The following is an 18,326-nucleotide window of genomic DNA, read 5'->3' on the forward strand; positions in this document are numbered from 1 at the left end:
GTGTTCCGTTATCGAGAAACTCCGCTAACTGATGAAGAAATACAAAGAGTTGATTGGTAAAGTGCACTTAGTGATGAAGAACCTGTGATGAGTGTCTGACAATCCGCTATAAGTGATCAACAACGCAAAAGCTGCACAGCACAACCGTGTAAATGTTCCGGAAATTCCAAACTTCGCACCAGACAACCGTTGGCGGCATCATTCTGGTATACTGTATTGGACTAAGTAAAAGGAGCGATTCTAATGGCTAAAGTACACGTATTCGATCACCCGCTCATCCAGCACAAACTTACATTCATCCGCGATGTAAACACAGGAACCAAAGAATTCCGCGAACTCGTGGACGAAGTTGCGACATTAATGGCTTTTGAAATTACACGGGAGCTCCCCCTTCAAGAAGTAGACGTTGAAACGCCGGTTTGCATGGCGAAATCGAACGTACTTGCAGGGAAAAAACTTGGAATCGTGCCAATTCTGCGCGCAGGAATTGGAATGGTAGATGGGATTCTAAAACTGATCCCGGCAGCAAGAGTAGGACACGTCGGTTTATTCCGCGATCCGGATACTTTGCAGCCGCACGAATATTTCGTGAAATTGCCTTCTGACGTATCAGAACGTGAATTGATCGTCGTCGATCCAATGCTTGCGACAGGCGGAACAGCAGTAGAAGCCGTCAATTCATTGAAAAAGCGCGGAGCAAAACACATCAAATTCATGTGTCTGATCGCAGCACCTGAAGGCGTAAAAGTATTTACAGATGCACACCCTGACGTAGACGTTTACATCGCAGCACTTGATGAAAAACTGAACGATCACGGATACATCGTACCTGGACTCGGCGATGCCGGGGACCGTTTGTTCGGAACCAAATAATTGGGGAAGGCGTGAACAGTTTGAAACGCAAATGGAAAGTAATGACTATTTTCGGAACGCGTCCGGAAGCCATTAAAATGGCTCCGCTCGTTCTCGAACTGCAAAAGCATGAAGACGAAATCGAATCGATTGTGACTGTAACGGCTCAGCACCGTGAAATGTTGGACCAAGTGCTGAAAACATTCGGGATCACACCTGACTTCGACCTGAATATTATGAAAGACCGTCAAACTCTTATCGATGTCGCAACTCGCGGACTTGAAGGCCTTGACGGAATTATGAAAGAAGCACAGCCCGATATCGTACTCGTTCACGGTGACACGGCAACGACATTCGTCGGCAGTCTGGCAGCATTTTATAACAAAATCGCAGTCGGACACGTCGAAGCGGGTCTTCGTACATGGGACAAGTACTCTCCATATCCGGAGGAGATGAATCGTCAGCTGACGGGCGTCATTGCAGACCTTCATTTCTCACCAACAGAAAAGTCGGCGCAAAACCTTATTAATGAAGGGAAGCCGGAAAACCGGATCTACATCACGGGGAATACGGCGATCGATGCGCTGCATACAACTGTCGATGACGCGTACACGCATCCGATTTTTGAAAAGCTCGGAACTGACCGGCTTGTCTTACTGACAGCACACCGCCGCGAAAATTTAGGGGACCCGATGCGCAATATGTTCCGTGCGATTAACCGCCTGCTCGAAAAACACGGAGACATTCAAGTGATCTACCCAGTCCACATGAACCCTGCAGTCCGTGAAGTTGCGGATGAATTGCTCGGAAATAACGACCGGATTCATTTGATCGAACCGCTCGAAGTTGTGGATTTCCATAACTTTGCGGCACGTTCGCATATCATCTTAACGGATTCGGGCGGCATCCAAGAAGAAGCCCCTTCACTCGGCAAACCGGTTATCGTCCTTCGCGACACGACAGAACGGCCGGAAGGAATCGATGCTGGAACACTCAAATTAGCGGGAACGGACGAAGAGACGATCTTCAACTTAGCAGATGAACTTCTATCTAACCAAACCGCCTACGATTCGATGGCGAAAGCGTCCAATCCATACGGAGACGGCCACGCATCCGAACGAATCGTAGAAGCTTTGAAAAAATATTTAAACGAACAAAATTAATTGTATAAAAGTCAGTGAAAAAGCAGAGACTGAAAAGAGGCCACTGAAAAACTTGCGTTTTTTAAGCTAGCAGGTTGTAAAAACAAAAAAGAGGCACCATTTCGTTCGAAATTGAACGAAATGGTGCCTCTTCCTTTAATTTTTCTTACTGCGCTTCCTTCATTAAGGTGATAATTCGTTTAAGATTGACAGCGAAAATCGATAGGGCTCCTTGCATCTGCATGCCAAATAAACCCCGGTATGTGGCAACATCATACCCGTGTCGATTTTTCAATTCACTATTTTTCGCTTCGATTTTGTAGCGAGATTTCGCTTTCTCCTTAAATTCCTCACTATTTTGAAACTCTTCTTGTTCCTTGTGTTCTGTTGACTTAATGGAGACAGAATAGGTCTTGCTTTTCGCTCCTTCTTTATAACAGCCTTCGCGGAATGGACAAACCTTACACTTTTCTACATCAAAATAATAAGTTTGCATTTTATTGGTCCTGAGTTTTTTTGTTCCGGTCCGTGCCTTTCGAATTGCCATATGCCCAGCTTTACAGACGTACATGCCGGCATCTTTATTAAATTCAAATTCCTCTTCTTTTGTTCGGGTGCCATGCGTGATAAAAGGATGTAATTTAGAAACCAATTGAAGCTCATTTTCTTTTGCATACTGAATATTATTTTTTCCTGAATACGCGGCATCTCCAATGACCGTATCGATTTCCATTCCTGTGTTTTGACTCTTCACGATTAATTCCTGTAGATATTTCCCATCACTTCTTTCACCAGTTGTGACAATCGCAGCCGTAATCAGGCGTTCGTCGTTCATCGCAATATGAGTTTTATAACCAAAGAAAGAGGTGTCCGCTGTTTTATGTCCGACTCGGGCATCTGGATCCGCTGAGAACGTAAGCCCTTCTTCATAATCCTCAACTACTTCCTTCAACACATTCAATTTTTCCTGAACAGCAGGAATTCGTGCAATATGTTCTTCCTTTTCAATGACGGAGATGACTTCTCGGCAATAGTCTAGTTCATCCTGCACTTCGTCAGAGGAAGCCTTTTCAGGAAACTTATCTTTCATGGATTCATCAATTTGATAGACTGCTTTTCGTACATTTTTCGATTTCTCCGTTAGAAATTCTTTCGGTGATTTTTGGTTATAACGCGATTTAGTATGGGTGGCATCCACAATGATGTGTTTACTTTGGATCAGGTTCTTTTCCAGTGCAATCTCGATCGTCTTATAAATGAGCATGTCCAATAACCCCGCATCTTGAAGACGGAGTCTACGGAACTTCGTCAATGAACTAGGATCGATCACACCCTCTTCCGGTGCCATGTCCAAGAAGTATTTAAAGGACATATCATATCTTGAACGGTCTACTATATCCACGTCCGACAAATCAAAGATTGATTTTAACAGGAGGTATTTGAACATGCGAATGGGTGGCACGGCATTACGTCCGTTCACCAGGCAATACTTACTTTTTAATTCCTCGAGAATGAATGTGAAATCAACCAGTTCATTAATTTGACGAAGCGTATTGTCCGCGGGGACAACGAGATCGTAGATTGCCATATAAGGACTGAGTTGTAAGGTTTCTTGGTTAGAGATCATGGGGACACCACCTGAATGTAATACATTTATTATACAACAAACGCAAAGAGCTCATCACTCGTTTCACGGATGATGAGCTCGCTATATTTAAGAATGTACCACTGGTCATCCTTTATGGGTGAATGACAACGCCCGTTGATTGGAGCGGAAGGCGGCGACTCCGGAGGGATCAGCGAAGATTGAAGACCCCGCAGAAGCGAAGCGACGAGGAGGCTGAAATCAAGCCCCTCGGAAAGCGTCCGCCTGGAGCGCAAATCAACAGTCTCCTACGCTTAACCAACTATTAATGGACTTTTTCAGTGGCCTCTGAAAACCCTCTGCTTTTTCTATTTCTATAGTTCTCTCAAACAGTACAAGTAAGGAAAATAAGAGAGAAGTACTTCAAATATGCTGAAAATCTAAATCTGCAAGTGTTATCGCACGATACCTGTTGTGAAAATTCACACGGAAAAGCAAGGGGAATCCCTAAATTTTAGAAATACGGCAAAATCCTATGAAAGTGTGACGATTGTTTGACAGTGCTAATAGTATGTGAAGAATTTCACGGGAATCAATTGACATCAAAATACCGCTATTGTATGCTTACAGAGGGTAATAATGATAGGGTTTATACATAGATAAATCAGCTGAAACCGCTTGATTTTTTGGCTAAGTTCTATCATCACTCGTAGCCTATCGCACTTGAATTGTTGGGCATCTGTGCGATACGTTGGACAACGTGTCCTGGTGAACGCCAAGCAGGCGGCACTTTTCTTACCATCTTCGTCCGGAACCTTTCCGAGACATCTGATCAGTAAGTGGTTGCCGTGCATCTCGGACAAGCCAACGCGTACCAACCTGCGAACCCGCTCGCTGTTCGGCTTCTAAACCAAAAGCCGGGCGTTTCAGTTTCTAACTAAACTTATCGTAATAGGAGACTCACCTACCATGCAGACAATGCAGGAAATTTTCGCAAGGCAAAAGAGAGCTCTATTTTTTTTGCTCGCATTGCTGATTTTAGGCTGGGCCTTTACGGGAGCGAAGGAGATTTTTGCTGGTCTTTTGCTGGGATTAATCTTCGGATTGTATAATTTTTGGATACTTATCCGCAGAATGGAACAATTCGACAAGAAACTGGATCAGGGCAAAAAGGTTTCGCTCGGTTCGGGATTGCGTTTCGCTTCCGGAGTGGCTGCGGCCGCCATCGCGATGTCGATGCCAGAATACTTCAATCTGATCAGTACTGTGATTGGTTTGATGATTCCATATGCCCTATTGCTGGTTGATAGGATCTTTTATCATGTGAAGCATCAATCTTAAACTGGTCACAAAAGGGAGGTGAACGAAACGTGGAACATAAAAATCCGAATATTGATCTCTTCGGTATAAGCTTTAACCCGGCTAACATTATGATGCTCTTTATTACCTGTCTCATCGTGTTCATCATCGCTGTGCTGTCTACACGCAGAATGCAGATGAAACCGACGGGCATGCAGAACTTCATGGAATGGATCATGGACTTCGTTAAGGGCATTATTAAAAACAACATGGACTGGAAAACAGGCGGCCGTTTCCACGTACTCGGCATCACGCTTATCATGTTCGTATTTGTTGCCAATATGCTAGGGCTGCCCTTCTCAATATCATGGGATGGAGAACTTTGGTGGAAATCACCTACAGCAGATCCAGTCATTACGATGACGCTGGCAGCGACTGTTATTATCTTGACGCATTTCTATGGAGTAAAGATGCTCGGTGCTAAAGGATATTTCAAGTCATACCTTCAGCCGATGCCATTCCTGGCACCGCTGAAAATCATTGAAGAATTCGCAAACACGCTGACACTCGGTCTGCGTCTTTACGGTAACATCTTTGCGGGGGAAATCCTGATTGGACTTCTTGCAACACTTGCAGCCGGCAGCATCGGCGGCTTTGTTGGAGCAATCATTCCTGCACTCGCTTGGCAAGGGTTCTCGATTTTCATCGGAGCAATCCAGGCATTCATTTTCGTTATGTTGACGATGGTTTACATGGCACACAAAGTGTCCACTGACCACTAAACATAAATCCCGCACGCGGGAACTTGCACGGCCAAACCAAACAATACTAGGAGGAAATAACACTATGACAGGTTCATTAGGTCTATTAGCAGCAGCTATCGCAGTTGGTCTTGGCGCACTCGGCGCTGGTATCGGTAACGGATTAATCGTTTCAAAGACAGTTGAGGGGATTGCTCGCCAGCCGGAAGCACGCGGCGTTCTTCAAACAACAATGTTCATCGGTGTTGCATTGGTTGAGGCTTTGCCAATCATCGCTACAGTTATCGCTTTCATCGTTATGAACAAGTAATTTACACAGATTCAATCCAGGTAGTTAATGAAACGGATAGGGCCTGGGCTGCAATGCGGTCTTGCCAGCCTGTATGACTCCTTCTATTATCTAACCACTTTATAAGAACGTTAAACAATGGCGAAGAATGGAAAAAGATGTATCCTTCGCCATTCGTTTATGTCATCGGATATCGGGCATGTCTATGCTCGAACTAATCATTCTAACCAGAACGTTTGTAGATCAGACGTAAGTTTTTGAAGGGAGTGAAACAATCGTGTTTTTGGATACCTTCGTCCTTTTGTCAAGCAATGCTGACTCAGGATTCTTATCCAGCCTGAACCAACGGCTGAACTTAGGTGATATCATTGCAACAGTGGTCTTCTTCACAATTCTCATGCTTCTTTTGAAGAAATTCGCATGGGGACCGTTGATGGGGATTATGGATCAGCGTGCTGAGATGATTGCAAATGAAATCGAAGCGGCTGAACAAAGTCGTCTAGACTCACAGAAATTGTTAGAAGAGCAGCGTGCTCTTTTAAAAGAAGCACATACAAACGCGTTAGTCATCGTTGAAAACGCGAAGAAGCAAGGCGAAGCACAGCGTGAGGAACTCATTCAAACGACACGCGCAGAAGTGGGTCGTATGAAAGAAAACGCAGCGCTCGAAATCGCAACAGAGAGAGAAAAAGCAATCGCGGCTGTCCGCGAAGAATTCGTATCTCTTTCAATCATGGCAGCGACTAAAGTACTCGGTAAAGAAGTATCCGAGGAGGATAACCGCGCATTGATCGAAGAAACGATTGTGAAGGCAGGGGAAGGCCGATGAGCCGTTCTATCGTAGCGGAACGTTATGCAACTGGGCTGTTCAAAGCAGCTCAGGAACAAGGCGTCTTGCTCGCAGTCCACACTGACGTTCGAGAGCTCCAAGCAGCACTCGACGGCAACAAAGACTTCGGGGAGCTTATGAGCTTACCACAACTGTCATTGATCAAAAAACGTGAATTGATTGCTAATGTCCTGCCGGGTGCACAAGAGTTATTACTCAATGCACTGTACGTGATGCTTGATGCGGACCGTATGGATGAACTTAGCGACGTTCTCGAAGACTTCCACCAGTTAGCAAACGATGCATCGGGTGTTGCGGAAGCGACAGTTTATGCAACACGTCCATTAACTGAACAGGAAGAAACAGCAATTTCCAGCGCGTTTGCTCACAAAGTCGGCAAACAGTCGCTTCAGATTCAAACAATTATTGAACCGAAATTGATCGGAGGCATCCGCCTTCAGATCGGAAACCAAATCTTCGACAGCAGCATTAGCAGCAAACTTGCTAAGCTGGAGCGTACGTTGATTGGTTAAAATCTTGAAAGATGAGGGGTGACATACATGGGCATTAAAGCTGAAGAAATCAGCACACTGATTAAGCAGCAGATTGCAGGCTATCAGTCTGAGATGGAAGTTAGCGAAGTAGGTACTGTTCTCGCAGTAGGTGACGGTATCGCCCGTGCTCATGGTCTCGACAATGTCATGGCCGGCGAACTCTTAGAGTTCTCCACAGGTGTACTTGGTATGGCGCAAAACTTGGAAGCGAACAACGTAGGTATCGTTATCCTTGGACCATATAAAGACATCAAAGAAGGCGATGAAGTACGTCGTACAGGCCGTATCATGGAAGTTCCAGTTGGAGAAGCATTGATTGGACGCGTCGTCAATTCACTTGGACAACCAGTGGATGGACTAGGTCCGATTAACACAACAAAAACTCGTCCGATCGAAAGCCCGGCGCAAGGCGTTATGGCTCGTAAATCGGTTGATGAGCCACTTCAAACAGGTATCAAAGCGATTGACGCACTTGTACCAATTGGTCGCGGACAACGTGAATTGATCATCGGTGACCGCCAAACAGGTAAAACGACTGTAGCGATCGATACAATTCTTAACCAAGCGGATCAGGATATGATCTGTATTTATGTAGCAATTGGTCAGAAGGAATCTACAGTACGCGGTGTTGTTGAAACGCTTCGTGAAAACGGCGCGCTTGACTACACAATCGTTGTAACTGCTTCTGCATCACAACCATCACCGCTTCTTTACCTTGCTCCTTATGCAGGTATTACAATGGGTGAAGAGTTCATGTTCCAAGGCAAGCACGTTTTGATCGTTTATGATGATCTTTCTAAACAAGCTGCTGCATACCGTGAGCTTTCGTTATTGCTGCGCCGTCCTCCAGGTCGCGAAGCATACCCAGGAGATGTATTCTACTTACACTCCCGTTTACTGGAACGTGCTGCTAAATTGAACGACTCCTTAGGTGGCGGATCAATCACAGCATTGCCATTCGTTGAAACACAAGCAGGCGATATCTCTGCATACATTCCGACGAACGTAATCTCCATCACAGATGGTCAGATTTTCCTTCAGTCCGATCTATTCTTCTCAGGTGTACGCCCAGCGATCAACGCCGGACTTTCCGTATCCCGTGTAGGTGGATCCGCACAGATCAAAGCAATGAAAAAGGTTGCAGGTACACTGCGTCTTGACCTTGCTGCGTTCCGTGAACTTGAAGCGTTCTCTGCGTTTGGATCAGATCTTGACCCAGCGACAAAAGCGAAACTTGACCGCGGACACCGTACCGTTGAAGTCTTGAAACAAGATTTGAACAAGCCGGTTAAGGTTGAGCACCAAGTTGTAATCCTTTACGCACTAACTCGCGGATTCCTTGACGATATCCCAGTTAAAGATATTCTTCGCTTTGAAAGTGAAATCAATATCTGGCTTGAAAGCAACCACACTGACGTATTGGAAACGATCCGTACTACGAAAGGTCTTCCTGCAGACGACGTATTTGCAGCAGCAATCAATGAGTTCAAAAAGAACTTTGCGGTTTCTGGACAATAAGTTAAGTAACGGACTACGGGACTAAAACTAAAAGGTGGTGAATAGCCAATGGCCTCATTACGCGAGGTAGAACAGCGCATTAAATCGACGAAGAGTACACGTCAGATCACAAAAGCGATGCAAATGGTCTCTGCTTCAAAATTGAGCCGTGCGGAAGCAAACGCGAAGAAATTCGTACCGTACATGGACAAGATTGAAGAAGTGGTCGGATCTATCGCTTCTGTTTCTCAAAACTCATCACATCCGATGCTCGTTACTCGCCCAGTCAAGAAGACAGGATACCTTATTGTCACATCTGACCGCGGACTTGTTGGGGGATACAACGCCAACGTTCTGCGTAAAGCGAAACGTGCAATCGAATCACGCCATGCATCTAAAGATGAAGTCGTGCTGATGGTAATCGGAAGTAAAGGAACTGATTTCTTTAAACGACTCGGATTCCAAGTTGAAGAGAGCCTTGTAGGTGTTTCTGATCATCCTTCGTTCGAAGAGATAAAAGACATCGCGAATAAAGCTGTTGGCATGTTCACGGAAGGCAATTATGATGAGTTGTATCTCTATTACAACCATTTCGTCTCCGCCATCTCCAACGAGCCGACGGAACGAAAATTGCTTCCGCTTACTGATCTTGAACCGTCTGGAGTGAGCTCATCTTATGAATTCGAACCTTCTGCTGAAGTGATTCTTGAATCCTTATTGCCGCAATATGCGGAGAGCCTCATTTTCGGTGCGGTCCTTGATGGGAAAGCAAGCGAACATGCATCCAGTATGACTGCGATGAAGACTGCTACAGATAATGCAACTGATTTGATAGATGACTTGACGCTTGTATTCAACCGTGCCCGTCAAGCTGCGATTACTCAGGAAATTACTGAAATCGTAGCCGGCGTTGCAGCTCTCGAATAGGCGTAACGAAAACGAACGTACCAGTACGACAGGAGGGAAAAGCATGAGTAAAGGACAAATTCTTCAGGTAATGGGTCCGGTTGTTGACGTTCGCTTTGCGGATGGACAGCTTCCACAGATCTACAACTCCCTGAAAGTCCAAATCAATCGCCCAGGTGCTGAAGCAGAAACGCTTACACTTGAAGTGGCCTTGCACCTTGGAGACGATTCTGTACGTACGATTGCAATGTCCTCTACAGATGGATTGAGACGCGGCGAAGAAGTAATAGATATGGGCGCGCCAATCTCAGTTCCAGTTGGAGACGTTACACTCGGACGAATTTTCAATGTTCTTGGTGAGGAAATCGATCATGGCACGCCGCTTGCGGCAGACGTCCAGCGCGATCCGATTCACCGTGAAGCACCGTCATTCGAATTCCTTTCTACGAAAGTAGAAATTCTTGAAACGGGTATTAAAGTTGTTGACTTGCTTGCTCCTTACATCAAGGGCGGTAAAATCGGTCTCTTCGGTGGTGCGGGTGTAGGTAAAACCGTTCTAATCCAGGAATTGATCAACAACATCGCACAAGAGCACGGCGGTATCTCTGTATTCGCTGGTGTTGGAGAGCGTACTCGTGAAGGAAACGACTTGTACTTTGAAATGACAGATTCAGGCGTAATTAAGAAAACGGCAATGGTCTTCGGTCAGATGAACGAGCCGCCTGGTGCACGTATGCGTGTTGCCTTGACTGGTTTGACAATGGCAGAACACTTCCGTGACGAACAGGGCGCTGACGTTCTGCTCTTCATCGATAACATCTACCGTTTCACACAAGCCGGTTCTGAAGTTTCTGCCTTGCTTGGCCGTATGCCATCTGCGGTTGGTTACCAGCCGACATTGGCGACTGAAATGGGTCAGCTTCAAGAGCGTATCACATCTACGAACCTCGGTTCTGTTACATCGATCCAAGCGATCTATGTACCAGCCGATGACTATACAGATCCAGCTCCTGCTACGACGTTTGCTCACCTTGATGCAACGACGAACCTTGAGCGTAAACTGTCTGAGATGGGTATTTACCCAGCGGTGGATCCACTTGCATCGACTTCACGTGCTCTAAGCGCGGATATCGTTGGTAAAGAACACTACGACATTGCAACGCAAGTACAGCAAACGTTGCAGCGTTACCGTGAACTTCAAGACATCATCGCAATCTTAGGTATGGATGAGTTGAGTGAAGATGACAAGCAGATCGTTGATCGCGCGCGTCGTGTTCAGTTCTTCCTGTCACAAAACTTCCACGTTGCCGAGCAATTTACGGGCCAAAAAGGTTCGTACGTTCCGGTTGCTGAAACTGTACAAGGCTTCAAGGGTATCCTTGAAGGCAAATACGACCACATTCCTGAAGATGCATTCCGACTTGTTGGACGCATCGAAGAAGTTGTGGCTAAAGCGAAAGAAATGGGCGTAGAAGTCTAATAAAAGGGACCAGGAGGGGAAATTATGAAGATAAAAGTTAATATCGTCACTCCCGACGGCCCTGTCAGCGAAACAGAAGCGGATATGGTGATTGCTGTTACCGAAACGGGTGAACTTGGTATTTTGCCAGGACACATCGCGATGGTAGCACCACTTGACATCGGCGCACTTCGTCTCAAAAACGGCAATTCCACAGAACACGTGGCAGTAAACGGCGGCTTCTTGGAAGTCCGTCCGGATGTTGTCACAGTGCTTGCCCAAAGTGCAGAACTTGCTTCTCACATTGACTTAGCACGTGCAGAACTTGCGCAGCGTAAAGCAGAAGTTGAACTCCAGCAGAAAAAGAACAAAGTGGAGCAGCAAATGGCTGAACTGAGCTTGCGCAGGGCCATTAACCGTATTAAAGTTTCCGGCATGTAAGGCGGATATGAGCGAATCGGACAGGGGAGAACCTTCTGTCCGATTTTTTAAAGCCGGCCAAAAACGTACTTCATGAAACTAAAGAAGTACGCGACGGGAGTAGATTATTATGAACGCATTAGGTGTCAATCCATTATTAGCAATCGGATCACACATTTTTTTCATCGGAATTTCGTTTTATGCTTTGCAAGCAATTATGCCGCAAGCGATCATTCGTAAAAATCGCGTGCTGCAAACACAACTATTATTTATTTTATTGAGTATTGCTATCGGTTCAGCGGTATCAAATTTCTTTTTAGACATATCCTATTGGTCGGGAAGACTTCCTTTCATCTTTTGATGATTCGTCTTATCGCCGCATAGACAATTTGTGCCTCTGGGGCAATGAGACGAAGTATTTCATTAGAATTTGATGAGATAGGTTTACGTGGAACCGCGCTAGGGAACAAAGTTGAATGTAACCTTTTTGTAATATAGCAGTCATAAAGAAATTGTAAAATACCCACACAGGACATCCCAGCCTTACATAATTTAGACTACAGCTATCTTTTGTCGGAAAGGGTCACAATGACGCTTGTGAACTGTGGCGTGTCGTTGTACAATGGACTGAGTTTGGATGATTTTTTTACCAGGTTATTTAATGGATTTTTGGATATGTAAACTTGTCACGCTTAAGAACGAATTATAACTTTGAGTCGGAGGGGCTTGTTTTGGATAAAATTATTATTAATGGTGGGCGACAACTGCACGGTACGGTGCGGGTTGAGGGAGCTAAGAATGCAGTGCTGCCGATACTCGCGGCTGCGTTGCTAGCTACTGAGGGCGTCAATGTCATCCGTGAAGTACCTAATTTGTCGGATGTTCGCACAATTAATGAAGTACTTAAAAGCTTATATGCAAAAACTGAATACAAACCTGAAATTGGCGAATTGATCATTGACTCTACGGAGACGCTGACGAGCGAAGCGCAATTCGAATACGTCCGTAAAATGCGCGCATCCATTCTAGTAATGGGTCCACTTCTAGCGCGTAATGGCTTTGCACGTGTTGCTATGCCGGGTGGCTGTGCGATTGGATCACGTCCGATTGACCAGCATTTAAAAGGTTTTGAAGCTATGGGCGCGGATATCTCGTTTGGACACGGATTTGTTGAAGCACGGGCTAAGAACGGTCTTCAAGGAGCAAAAATCTATTTGGACTTCCCAAGTGTTGGCGCAACTGAGAACATCATGACTGCAGCTGCACTCGCAACAGGAACGACATTGATCGAGAATGCTGCTAAAGAGCCTGAAATTGTGGACCTTGCGAACTTCATCAACGAAATGGGCGGAAGAGTCATCGGTGCAGGTACAGATGTTATCCGTATCGAAGGCGTGAAACAATTAGTAGGTGCTGTTCACAACATCATTCCTGACCGTATCGAAACAGGTACATTCATGGTCGCTGCAGCAATTACAGGCGGAGATGTAACGATTGAAAATGCATTGCCTGAACACAACGCAGCATTGATCTCTAAACTTCAAGAAATGGGCGTTGTCATTACTGAACTCGATGAAGGTCTTCGCATTACTGCGCAGCATCCATTGAAATCAGTTGACTTGAAAACAATGCCGCACCCTGGTTTCCCTACAGACATGCAGTCACAAATGATGGCACTTATGCTGAAATCAGAAGGTACGGGTGTTCTCACAGAAACAGTCTTCGAAAACCGGTTCATGCACGTGGAAGAATTCCGCCGCATGAATGCTGACATTAAAATTGAAGGACGTTCTGTTATCATGAATGGACCTTCCAATCTGCAAGGCGCTGAAGTCGCAGCAACTGATTTGCGCGCTGCAGCTGCACTAATCCTTGCCGGACTTGTTGCTGAAGGCGTTACAAGAGTCACTGAACTCATTCACTTAGATCGTGGCTACGTTAATTTCCATCAGAAACTGAAAGCACTTGGTGCAGATATCAGCCGCGTTTCCAGCGAATCTGAAACAGCTGACACAGAAATCGTGCATTCATAATAGTATGTAAAGCTGTCCCTTTCACCAGGGGCAGTTTTTTTATGCAGATAAATTCAAGGTGGTGTCATGTGTGCGCTCACTATTTGTCGGATGTTGTCACTGTTTCGCACAGACCTCTTCCAAACTTAAAATTGCCTCGTGCTCATAATTTATTGGAAACTAACATACCATGCAACATGGACAAACGACTATTAGCAGTATTCATCATTTTATTATTTTTTATACCTGTACTTCTAAACTTGAAGTACAACAGACCGCTAGACGTTAAGCCACCCGAGGAAATAGCTTGTGAGACCGAAATTACAGTAGAAGGAGAGGACAAGCCGCTGCCGCTCGAAGAGTACATTATCGGAGTCGTCGCATCTGAAATGCCAGTCGCTTACTCACTGGAAGCACTTAAAGCACAAGCGATTGCTGCACGCACTTATGCGCTTAAAGAAACGGCAGAAGGCACAAAACCAATCGGTCGGGACGTTACAGCACAAGTCTATTCAAACGAAAAAGAACGGAAAGAACGATGGGGCAAAAACTTCAAAGAAAACGAAAAAAAGATCCGTCAAGCAGTTGAAGAGACAGCGGGTTCCATAATTGTGCACGAAGAACAAATGATCACAGCTATGTTTTTCTCTACTTCAAACGGCAAAACCGAAACCGCAGAGAACTTCACGGGCAATTCAGTTCCCTATCTGCAAAGTGTGGACAGTCCCGACGAACAAACCGTATCTGAAGAAGTGGAACGAACAGTAGATATGCCGCTTACAGAGTGGAATAAAAAGCTCGGCATTTCTTGGAAGGAAAACGATTTCCGTGCACTTCAGCTCGTCAGAAACGAGACGGGACGAGTACAAAGCGTCCTCTCAGGCACATTCGAAACGAGCGGCCGGGAAGTTCGGGAAAAACTTAAACTTCCATCTACGGACTTCAATATAGGGTTCGATGTGGCCAATGAAATTGTCCACATTACTACTAAAGGATACGGCCACGGCGTTGGCATGAGCCAAAATGGAGCTGAAGCATATTCGAAAAAGGGATGGACCGCAGAACAGATTGTAAAACACTACTATACCGGCACAGAAATAAAAACTTTTAAAAAAACGAAAGAGGAATGTTTAAAAAATCCTTAACTTGCAGAGAATAGCGAGTGAGGTGATCATAAATGAGAGAAGAAAAAAAACCGAACGCCCCTTCTCAGAAAAACAAGAGCACGAAAAGCAACTGGTTCTGGCCATCTATCTATGCAAGTTTCGCCCTGCTGTTCGTTGGAATGGTATGGGGATATAATGCATTGACGAAACCAGACGCCGGGGATCAGGCAGCTGTAGACAAAGAGAAGCCACAAGAAGAAGTCACACTGGAAACAAACGCAGCAAACGAAACATTGAAGTATCCGTTTGACGAAGAACTTCTTGACCAAGTTGCTATTATTCAGGACTTCTATGATGCAAAAGCCGATGCATCCAGTCGTGAAAACGCACTGCTCGTATTTAAACAGACATACGTTACAAACGAAGGTGTTTCGATCGCGGTTGACGGCAAACCGTTCGATGTAGTCGCAGCGATGAGCGGAAAAGTGGAACAAATCGTATCAGATCCATTTAAAGGCAGTGAAATCGTACTCACGCACAAAGATGGATTGAAAACGATCTACCGCTCCGTTACTGGCATTCTCGTAAAAGAGGGTGACGAGATCCAGCAAGGTGAAGTCCTGGCACAAACTGCAGAAAACGAATGGAACCCGCAAGCGGGCGTCCACTTACACTTCGAAGTTCAAAAAGATGACGTAGCTGTGAATCCCCGATCTTTCTTGGCATTTTAATTAAATCATTGAGCCAGCCTGCCATCCTCCCGGCAGGTTTTTTTGTCGCTGGCGATAGAGCGTGTAGCATGTGCTCATAAAAGCGGGATAACGCTCATAAACTTGAGGAATCGCTCATAAATCCAGAATAGTGATCATAAACCTGCGAATATGATCATAACGCAGAGAAAGTGATCATAAACGCAAGAAGCTGCTCATAAGCATCCAAAAAGTGATCATAACACCAAAAATGGACCCCCTATTTTCACCGCAGTAAGCTTATACCCAATGAAATAGCCCGCCCAACAAGAGAAGCGCACCAATTAATCCCTGAACGACGTTGAAAATTCCTCAAAGTCTGAGAGAAGACCAAAGAGTTGATTGGTAAAGTGCACTTTAAAGATGAAGTGCATATTCTTAGAGATAGGAAATGCTCTGATCGTGAAAAGGAATAGCCCGCCGCCCTTTCGCATACAGTGAGAGAACAAATGGATTGACGGGAAAGGAAGAGGGTGTGCACGAACAAATTCGGAGACGCTGTGTTCGTCTCGGCAACCTGCTCATCGAAACCGGTCTTACTGTGAGAGCGCTCGCAAAAGCGACGGGCTACTCGAAAAGTACAGTTCACAAAGATTTGACAGAGCGTCTGCCTAATATTGATGCTCAATTGTCGGAAGAAGTTGCGAAAATCTTAGCCTATCACAAATCGATTCGTCATTTGCGAGGCGGGGAAGCGACACGTCAAAAATGGAAATTCGAACAGCGAAAACTGAATGAATCAGCAGCAACAGAGACGGACTAGCGGCTAACGCGGTCCGTTTTTTTGCTGGAAACGGTCAAATCCGAACTACCCGCCTCAAAACCGTGATAAAGCAAGGAAAATACCGTTTTTTTATGTTCTTTTTCGGAACACTGTGATAAAATGTTAAGTTAGGAGAACGTGTAAACGTACGAAATTACGCCTGAACGAATGGAAGGGGCAGGGATGAGATGTTTGCGAAAGATATCGGCATTGACCTGGGAACGGCAAATGTTTTAATACATGTAAAAGGAAAAGGGATTCTGCTTAACGAGCCATCAGTAGTTGCGGTCGACACGAAAACGCGCGAGATTATGGCGGTCGGAGAAAAAGCGAGACTAATGATTGGACGGACCCCTAGTAATATCCAGGTAATGCGACCATTGAAACACGGTGTCATTGCTGACTTTGACAGCACAGAAGCAATGCTGAAAGGTTTCATTGATCGTTTGAATGTCAAAGGGTGGTTTTCTAAACCGCGCATCTTAATCTGCTGTCCTACTGACGTGACAAGTGTAGAACAGAAAGCTATTAAAGAAGCTGTTCAAAAATCGGGCGGCCGGCAAGTATTTCTGGAAGCCGAACCGAAAGTGGCTGCAATTGGAGCAGGCATGGACATTTATCAGCCCAGCGGAAACATGGTCATTGACATCGGAGGCGGTACGACGGACGTCGCCGTTCTTTCCATGGGAGACATTGTCACATCCGAATCCATTAAGATTGCAGGCAATACGTTCGATCAAGACATTATCCAGCATATCAAGAAAACCCATAAGCTGTTAATCGGCGAACGTACGGCGGAAGACATCAAAATGAGCATCACATCCGTATTTCCAGATAGTCATTTTGAAGAATTGGACATTCGTGGACGCGATATGGTTTCAGGTCTTCCCCGGACGGTTACCGTCAATTCAACAGAAATCACAAAAGCGATGGAAGAGTCCATTGCGTGGATTCTTCATTCAGCAAAAAACGTTTTGGAAAAAACACCGCCAGAACTGTCAGCAGACATTATTGACCGAGGAATCATTTTAACTGGCGGCGGCGCACTTCTTCGGGGGCTGGACCAATTGCTCGCAGAAGAATTAAAAGTACCTGTTTTCATAGCGGACGACCCGCTTGGCTGTGTCGCTAAAGGGACAGGCATTATGCTAGATAGCTTAGATAGAAAACGAACCCGTTCTTAAACGACTTGCCACTGGATCATTTGCAACACACCTAAAAAGGAGGCGGGCTTATGTTCCGTGGATTTTATACAGCAGGATCAGGAATGATTGCACAGCAGCGCAGAACAGAATTACTATCAAACAATATGGCCAACGCGAACACTCCGGGTTTTAAGGCAGATCAGTCTTCGATCCGGTCATTTCCTGAAATGTACTTGTCAAACTTGGACGCAACCAAAGTGCCAGTTAAAAATAGCTTTCAGATGAAAGGCTTCGACCCGATAGGTGCTCTGTCAACAGGGACATACATGCAAGAGACAATGCCGCTGTTCACCCAAGGGCAGCTGAGGGAAACACAACTTACAACAGATATCGCACTTGTCGATGGGACGCTGCCTGTGAATCCTGATACAGGTAAACCAGGCGCAGTATTCTACACGTTGGAAGGAACAGATGGTGAACGCGCCTATACAAAGAGCGGCAACTTCGCATTGAACCCGGAAGGCTACTTAACGAATTCTGCAGGGAATTATGTGCTGGATCAAAACGGCCAGCGTATTCAATTGCCGAACGATGATTTCCAAGTGACGGAAGACGGCATCATCCAATACGGTGAACTGGAAGCCGCTGCAATCGGCATCAGCTATGCAGCGAATCCAGACTTGCTTGTAAAACGTGATAATGGACTGTTTTATGCACAGCAGGACTTGCCGAATGCAGCAGGTGCGCAAGGCGTCAGCTATTCATTCAAACAGGGGTTCATCGAGCAGTCGAACGTGGATGCATCGCGCACGATGACGGATATGATGACCGCTTACCGGGCTTTTGAAGCAAATCAGAAAGTATTGCAAGCATATGACCGCAGTATGGAAAAAGCGGTTTCGGAAATTGGCCGTGTCAATGGATAATCGCGAACTTCCGATAAGCGAAAGGGGTCAAA

At 45.5% G+C, this 18,326-nt stretch carries 19 protein-coding genes; 18 read left to right on the forward strand and 1 reads right to left on the reverse strand.

The features are described 5' to 3' along the window. Positions 1–243: 243 nt before the first annotated feature. Together upp and wecB are read left to right on the forward strand one after the other, a co-directional pair. A complete protein-coding gene (gene upp, locus PGH26_RS01705) occupies positions 244–873 on the forward strand; it encodes a uracil phosphoribosyltransferase (RefSeq protein WP_323692311.1) in 630 nt (209 codons plus the stop codon). A 41-nt stretch (positions 874–914) separates the two neighbouring features. After that, entirely contained in the window at positions 915–2,015 is a 1,101-nt protein-coding gene (gene wecB / locus PGH26_RS01710; RefSeq protein WP_431312528.1) for a non-hydrolyzing UDP-N-acetylglucosamine 2-epimerase, read from the forward strand. A gap of 145 nt (positions 2,016–2,160) precedes the next feature. On the opposite strand, the gene PGH26_RS01715 is transcribed toward wecB, so the two are convergent. Continuing rightward, a complete protein-coding gene (locus PGH26_RS01715; protein ID WP_323692313.1) occupies positions 2,161–3,621 on the reverse strand; it encodes an IS1182 family transposase in 1,461 nt (486 codons plus the stop codon). 927 nt (positions 3,622–4,548) lie between these two features. Here PGH26_RS01715 and PGH26_RS01720 point away from each other — a divergent pair. From PGH26_RS01720 to PGH26_RS01795, 16 genes are all read left to right on the forward strand, one after another. Next, on the forward strand, positions 4,549–4,920 hold the full coding sequence (locus tag PGH26_RS01720; protein WP_323692314.1) for an ATP synthase subunit I: 372 nt from the start codon (positions 4,549–4,551) through the stop codon (positions 4,918–4,920). 29 nt (positions 4,921–4,949) lie between these two features. Next, complete coding sequence (gene atpB / locus PGH26_RS01725; RefSeq protein WP_323692315.1) at positions 4,950–5,660, forward strand: F0F1 ATP synthase subunit A; 711 nt, start codon at positions 4,950–4,952, stop codon at positions 5,658–5,660. Between the two features lie 64 nt (positions 5,661–5,724). Continuing rightward, a complete protein-coding gene (gene atpE / locus PGH26_RS01730; RefSeq protein ID WP_116019578.1) occupies positions 5,725–5,949 on the forward strand; it encodes a F0F1 ATP synthase subunit C in 225 nt (74 codons plus the stop codon). A 256-nt stretch (positions 5,950–6,205) separates the two neighbouring features. Continuing rightward, a complete protein-coding gene (atpF, locus tag PGH26_RS01735; protein WP_431312512.1) occupies positions 6,206–6,757 on the forward strand; it encodes a F0F1 ATP synthase subunit B in 552 nt (183 codons plus the stop codon). Continuing rightward, the gene (locus PGH26_RS01740; RefSeq protein ID WP_323692316.1) at positions 6,754–7,290 is read left to right on the forward strand and encodes a F0F1 ATP synthase subunit delta; all 537 of its coding nucleotides are present in this window, start codon (positions 6,754–6,756) and stop codon (positions 7,288–7,290) included. The genes atpF and PGH26_RS01740 overlap by 4 nt, the downstream gene beginning before the upstream one ends. Before the next feature lie 27 nt (positions 7,291–7,317). Beyond that, on the forward strand, positions 7,318–8,829 hold the full coding sequence (gene atpA / locus PGH26_RS01745) for a F0F1 ATP synthase subunit alpha (RefSeq protein ID WP_323692317.1): 1,512 nt from the start codon (positions 7,318–7,320) through the stop codon (positions 8,827–8,829). A 48-nt stretch (positions 8,830–8,877) separates the two neighbouring features. Then, complete coding sequence (gene atpG, locus PGH26_RS01750) at positions 8,878–9,735, forward strand: ATP synthase F1 subunit gamma (RefSeq protein ID WP_323692318.1); 858 nt, start codon at positions 8,878–8,880, stop codon at positions 9,733–9,735. A 43-nt stretch (positions 9,736–9,778) separates the two neighbouring features. Then, complete coding sequence (gene atpD, locus PGH26_RS01755; RefSeq protein ID WP_323692319.1) at positions 9,779–11,194, forward strand: F0F1 ATP synthase subunit beta; 1,416 nt, start codon at positions 9,779–9,781, stop codon at positions 11,192–11,194. A 21-nt stretch (positions 11,195–11,215) separates the two neighbouring features. Further along, complete coding sequence (locus tag PGH26_RS01760; RefSeq protein ID WP_323693447.1) at positions 11,216–11,614, forward strand: F0F1 ATP synthase subunit epsilon; 399 nt, start codon at positions 11,216–11,218, stop codon at positions 11,612–11,614. A 109-nt stretch (positions 11,615–11,723) separates the two neighbouring features. Further along, positions 11,724–11,954 (forward strand): DUF1146 family protein, encoded by a 231-nt coding sequence (locus PGH26_RS01765; protein WP_323692320.1) that lies wholly within the window; start codon positions 11,724–11,726, stop codon positions 11,952–11,954. A 370-nt stretch (positions 11,955–12,324) separates the two neighbouring features. Then, entirely contained in the window at positions 12,325–13,626 is a 1,302-nt protein-coding gene (gene murA, locus PGH26_RS01770) for a UDP-N-acetylglucosamine 1-carboxyvinyltransferase (protein ID WP_323692321.1), read from the forward strand. 176 nt (positions 13,627–13,802) lie between these two features. Further along, positions 13,803–14,750 carry a stage II sporulation protein D gene (gene spoIID, locus PGH26_RS01775; RefSeq protein ID WP_323692322.1) on the forward strand — a complete coding sequence of 316 codons (948 nt, stop codon included), beginning with the start codon at positions 13,803–13,805 and terminating at the stop codon, positions 14,748–14,750. 32 nt (positions 14,751–14,782) lie between these two features. Next, positions 14,783–15,442, forward strand: coding sequence for a M23 family metallopeptidase (locus tag PGH26_RS01780; RefSeq protein ID WP_323692323.1), 660 nt, complete (start codon positions 14,783–14,785; stop codon positions 15,440–15,442). A gap of 493 nt (positions 15,443–15,935) precedes the next feature. Further along, positions 15,936–16,223 (forward strand): sporulation transcriptional regulator SpoIIID, encoded by a 288-nt coding sequence (locus tag PGH26_RS01785; protein WP_323692324.1) that lies wholly within the window; start codon positions 15,936–15,938, stop codon positions 16,221–16,223. A 188-nt stretch (positions 16,224–16,411) separates the two neighbouring features. Continuing rightward, the gene (mreB, locus tag PGH26_RS01790; RefSeq protein WP_323692325.1) at positions 16,412–17,407 is read left to right on the forward strand and encodes a rod shape-determining protein MreB; all 996 of its coding nucleotides are present in this window, start codon (positions 16,412–16,414) and stop codon (positions 17,405–17,407) included. A gap of 50 nt (positions 17,408–17,457) precedes the next feature. Continuing rightward, positions 17,458–18,294, forward strand: coding sequence for a flagellar hook-basal body protein (locus tag PGH26_RS01795; RefSeq protein WP_323692326.1), 837 nt, complete (start codon positions 17,458–17,460; stop codon positions 18,292–18,294). The last annotated feature ends 32 nt before the right edge of the window (positions 18,295–18,326 follow it).

The organism is Sporosarcina jeotgali (assembly GCF_033304595.1).
GTDB lineage: Bacteria > Bacillota > Bacilli > Bacillales_A > Planococcaceae > Sporosarcina > Sporosarcina jeotgali.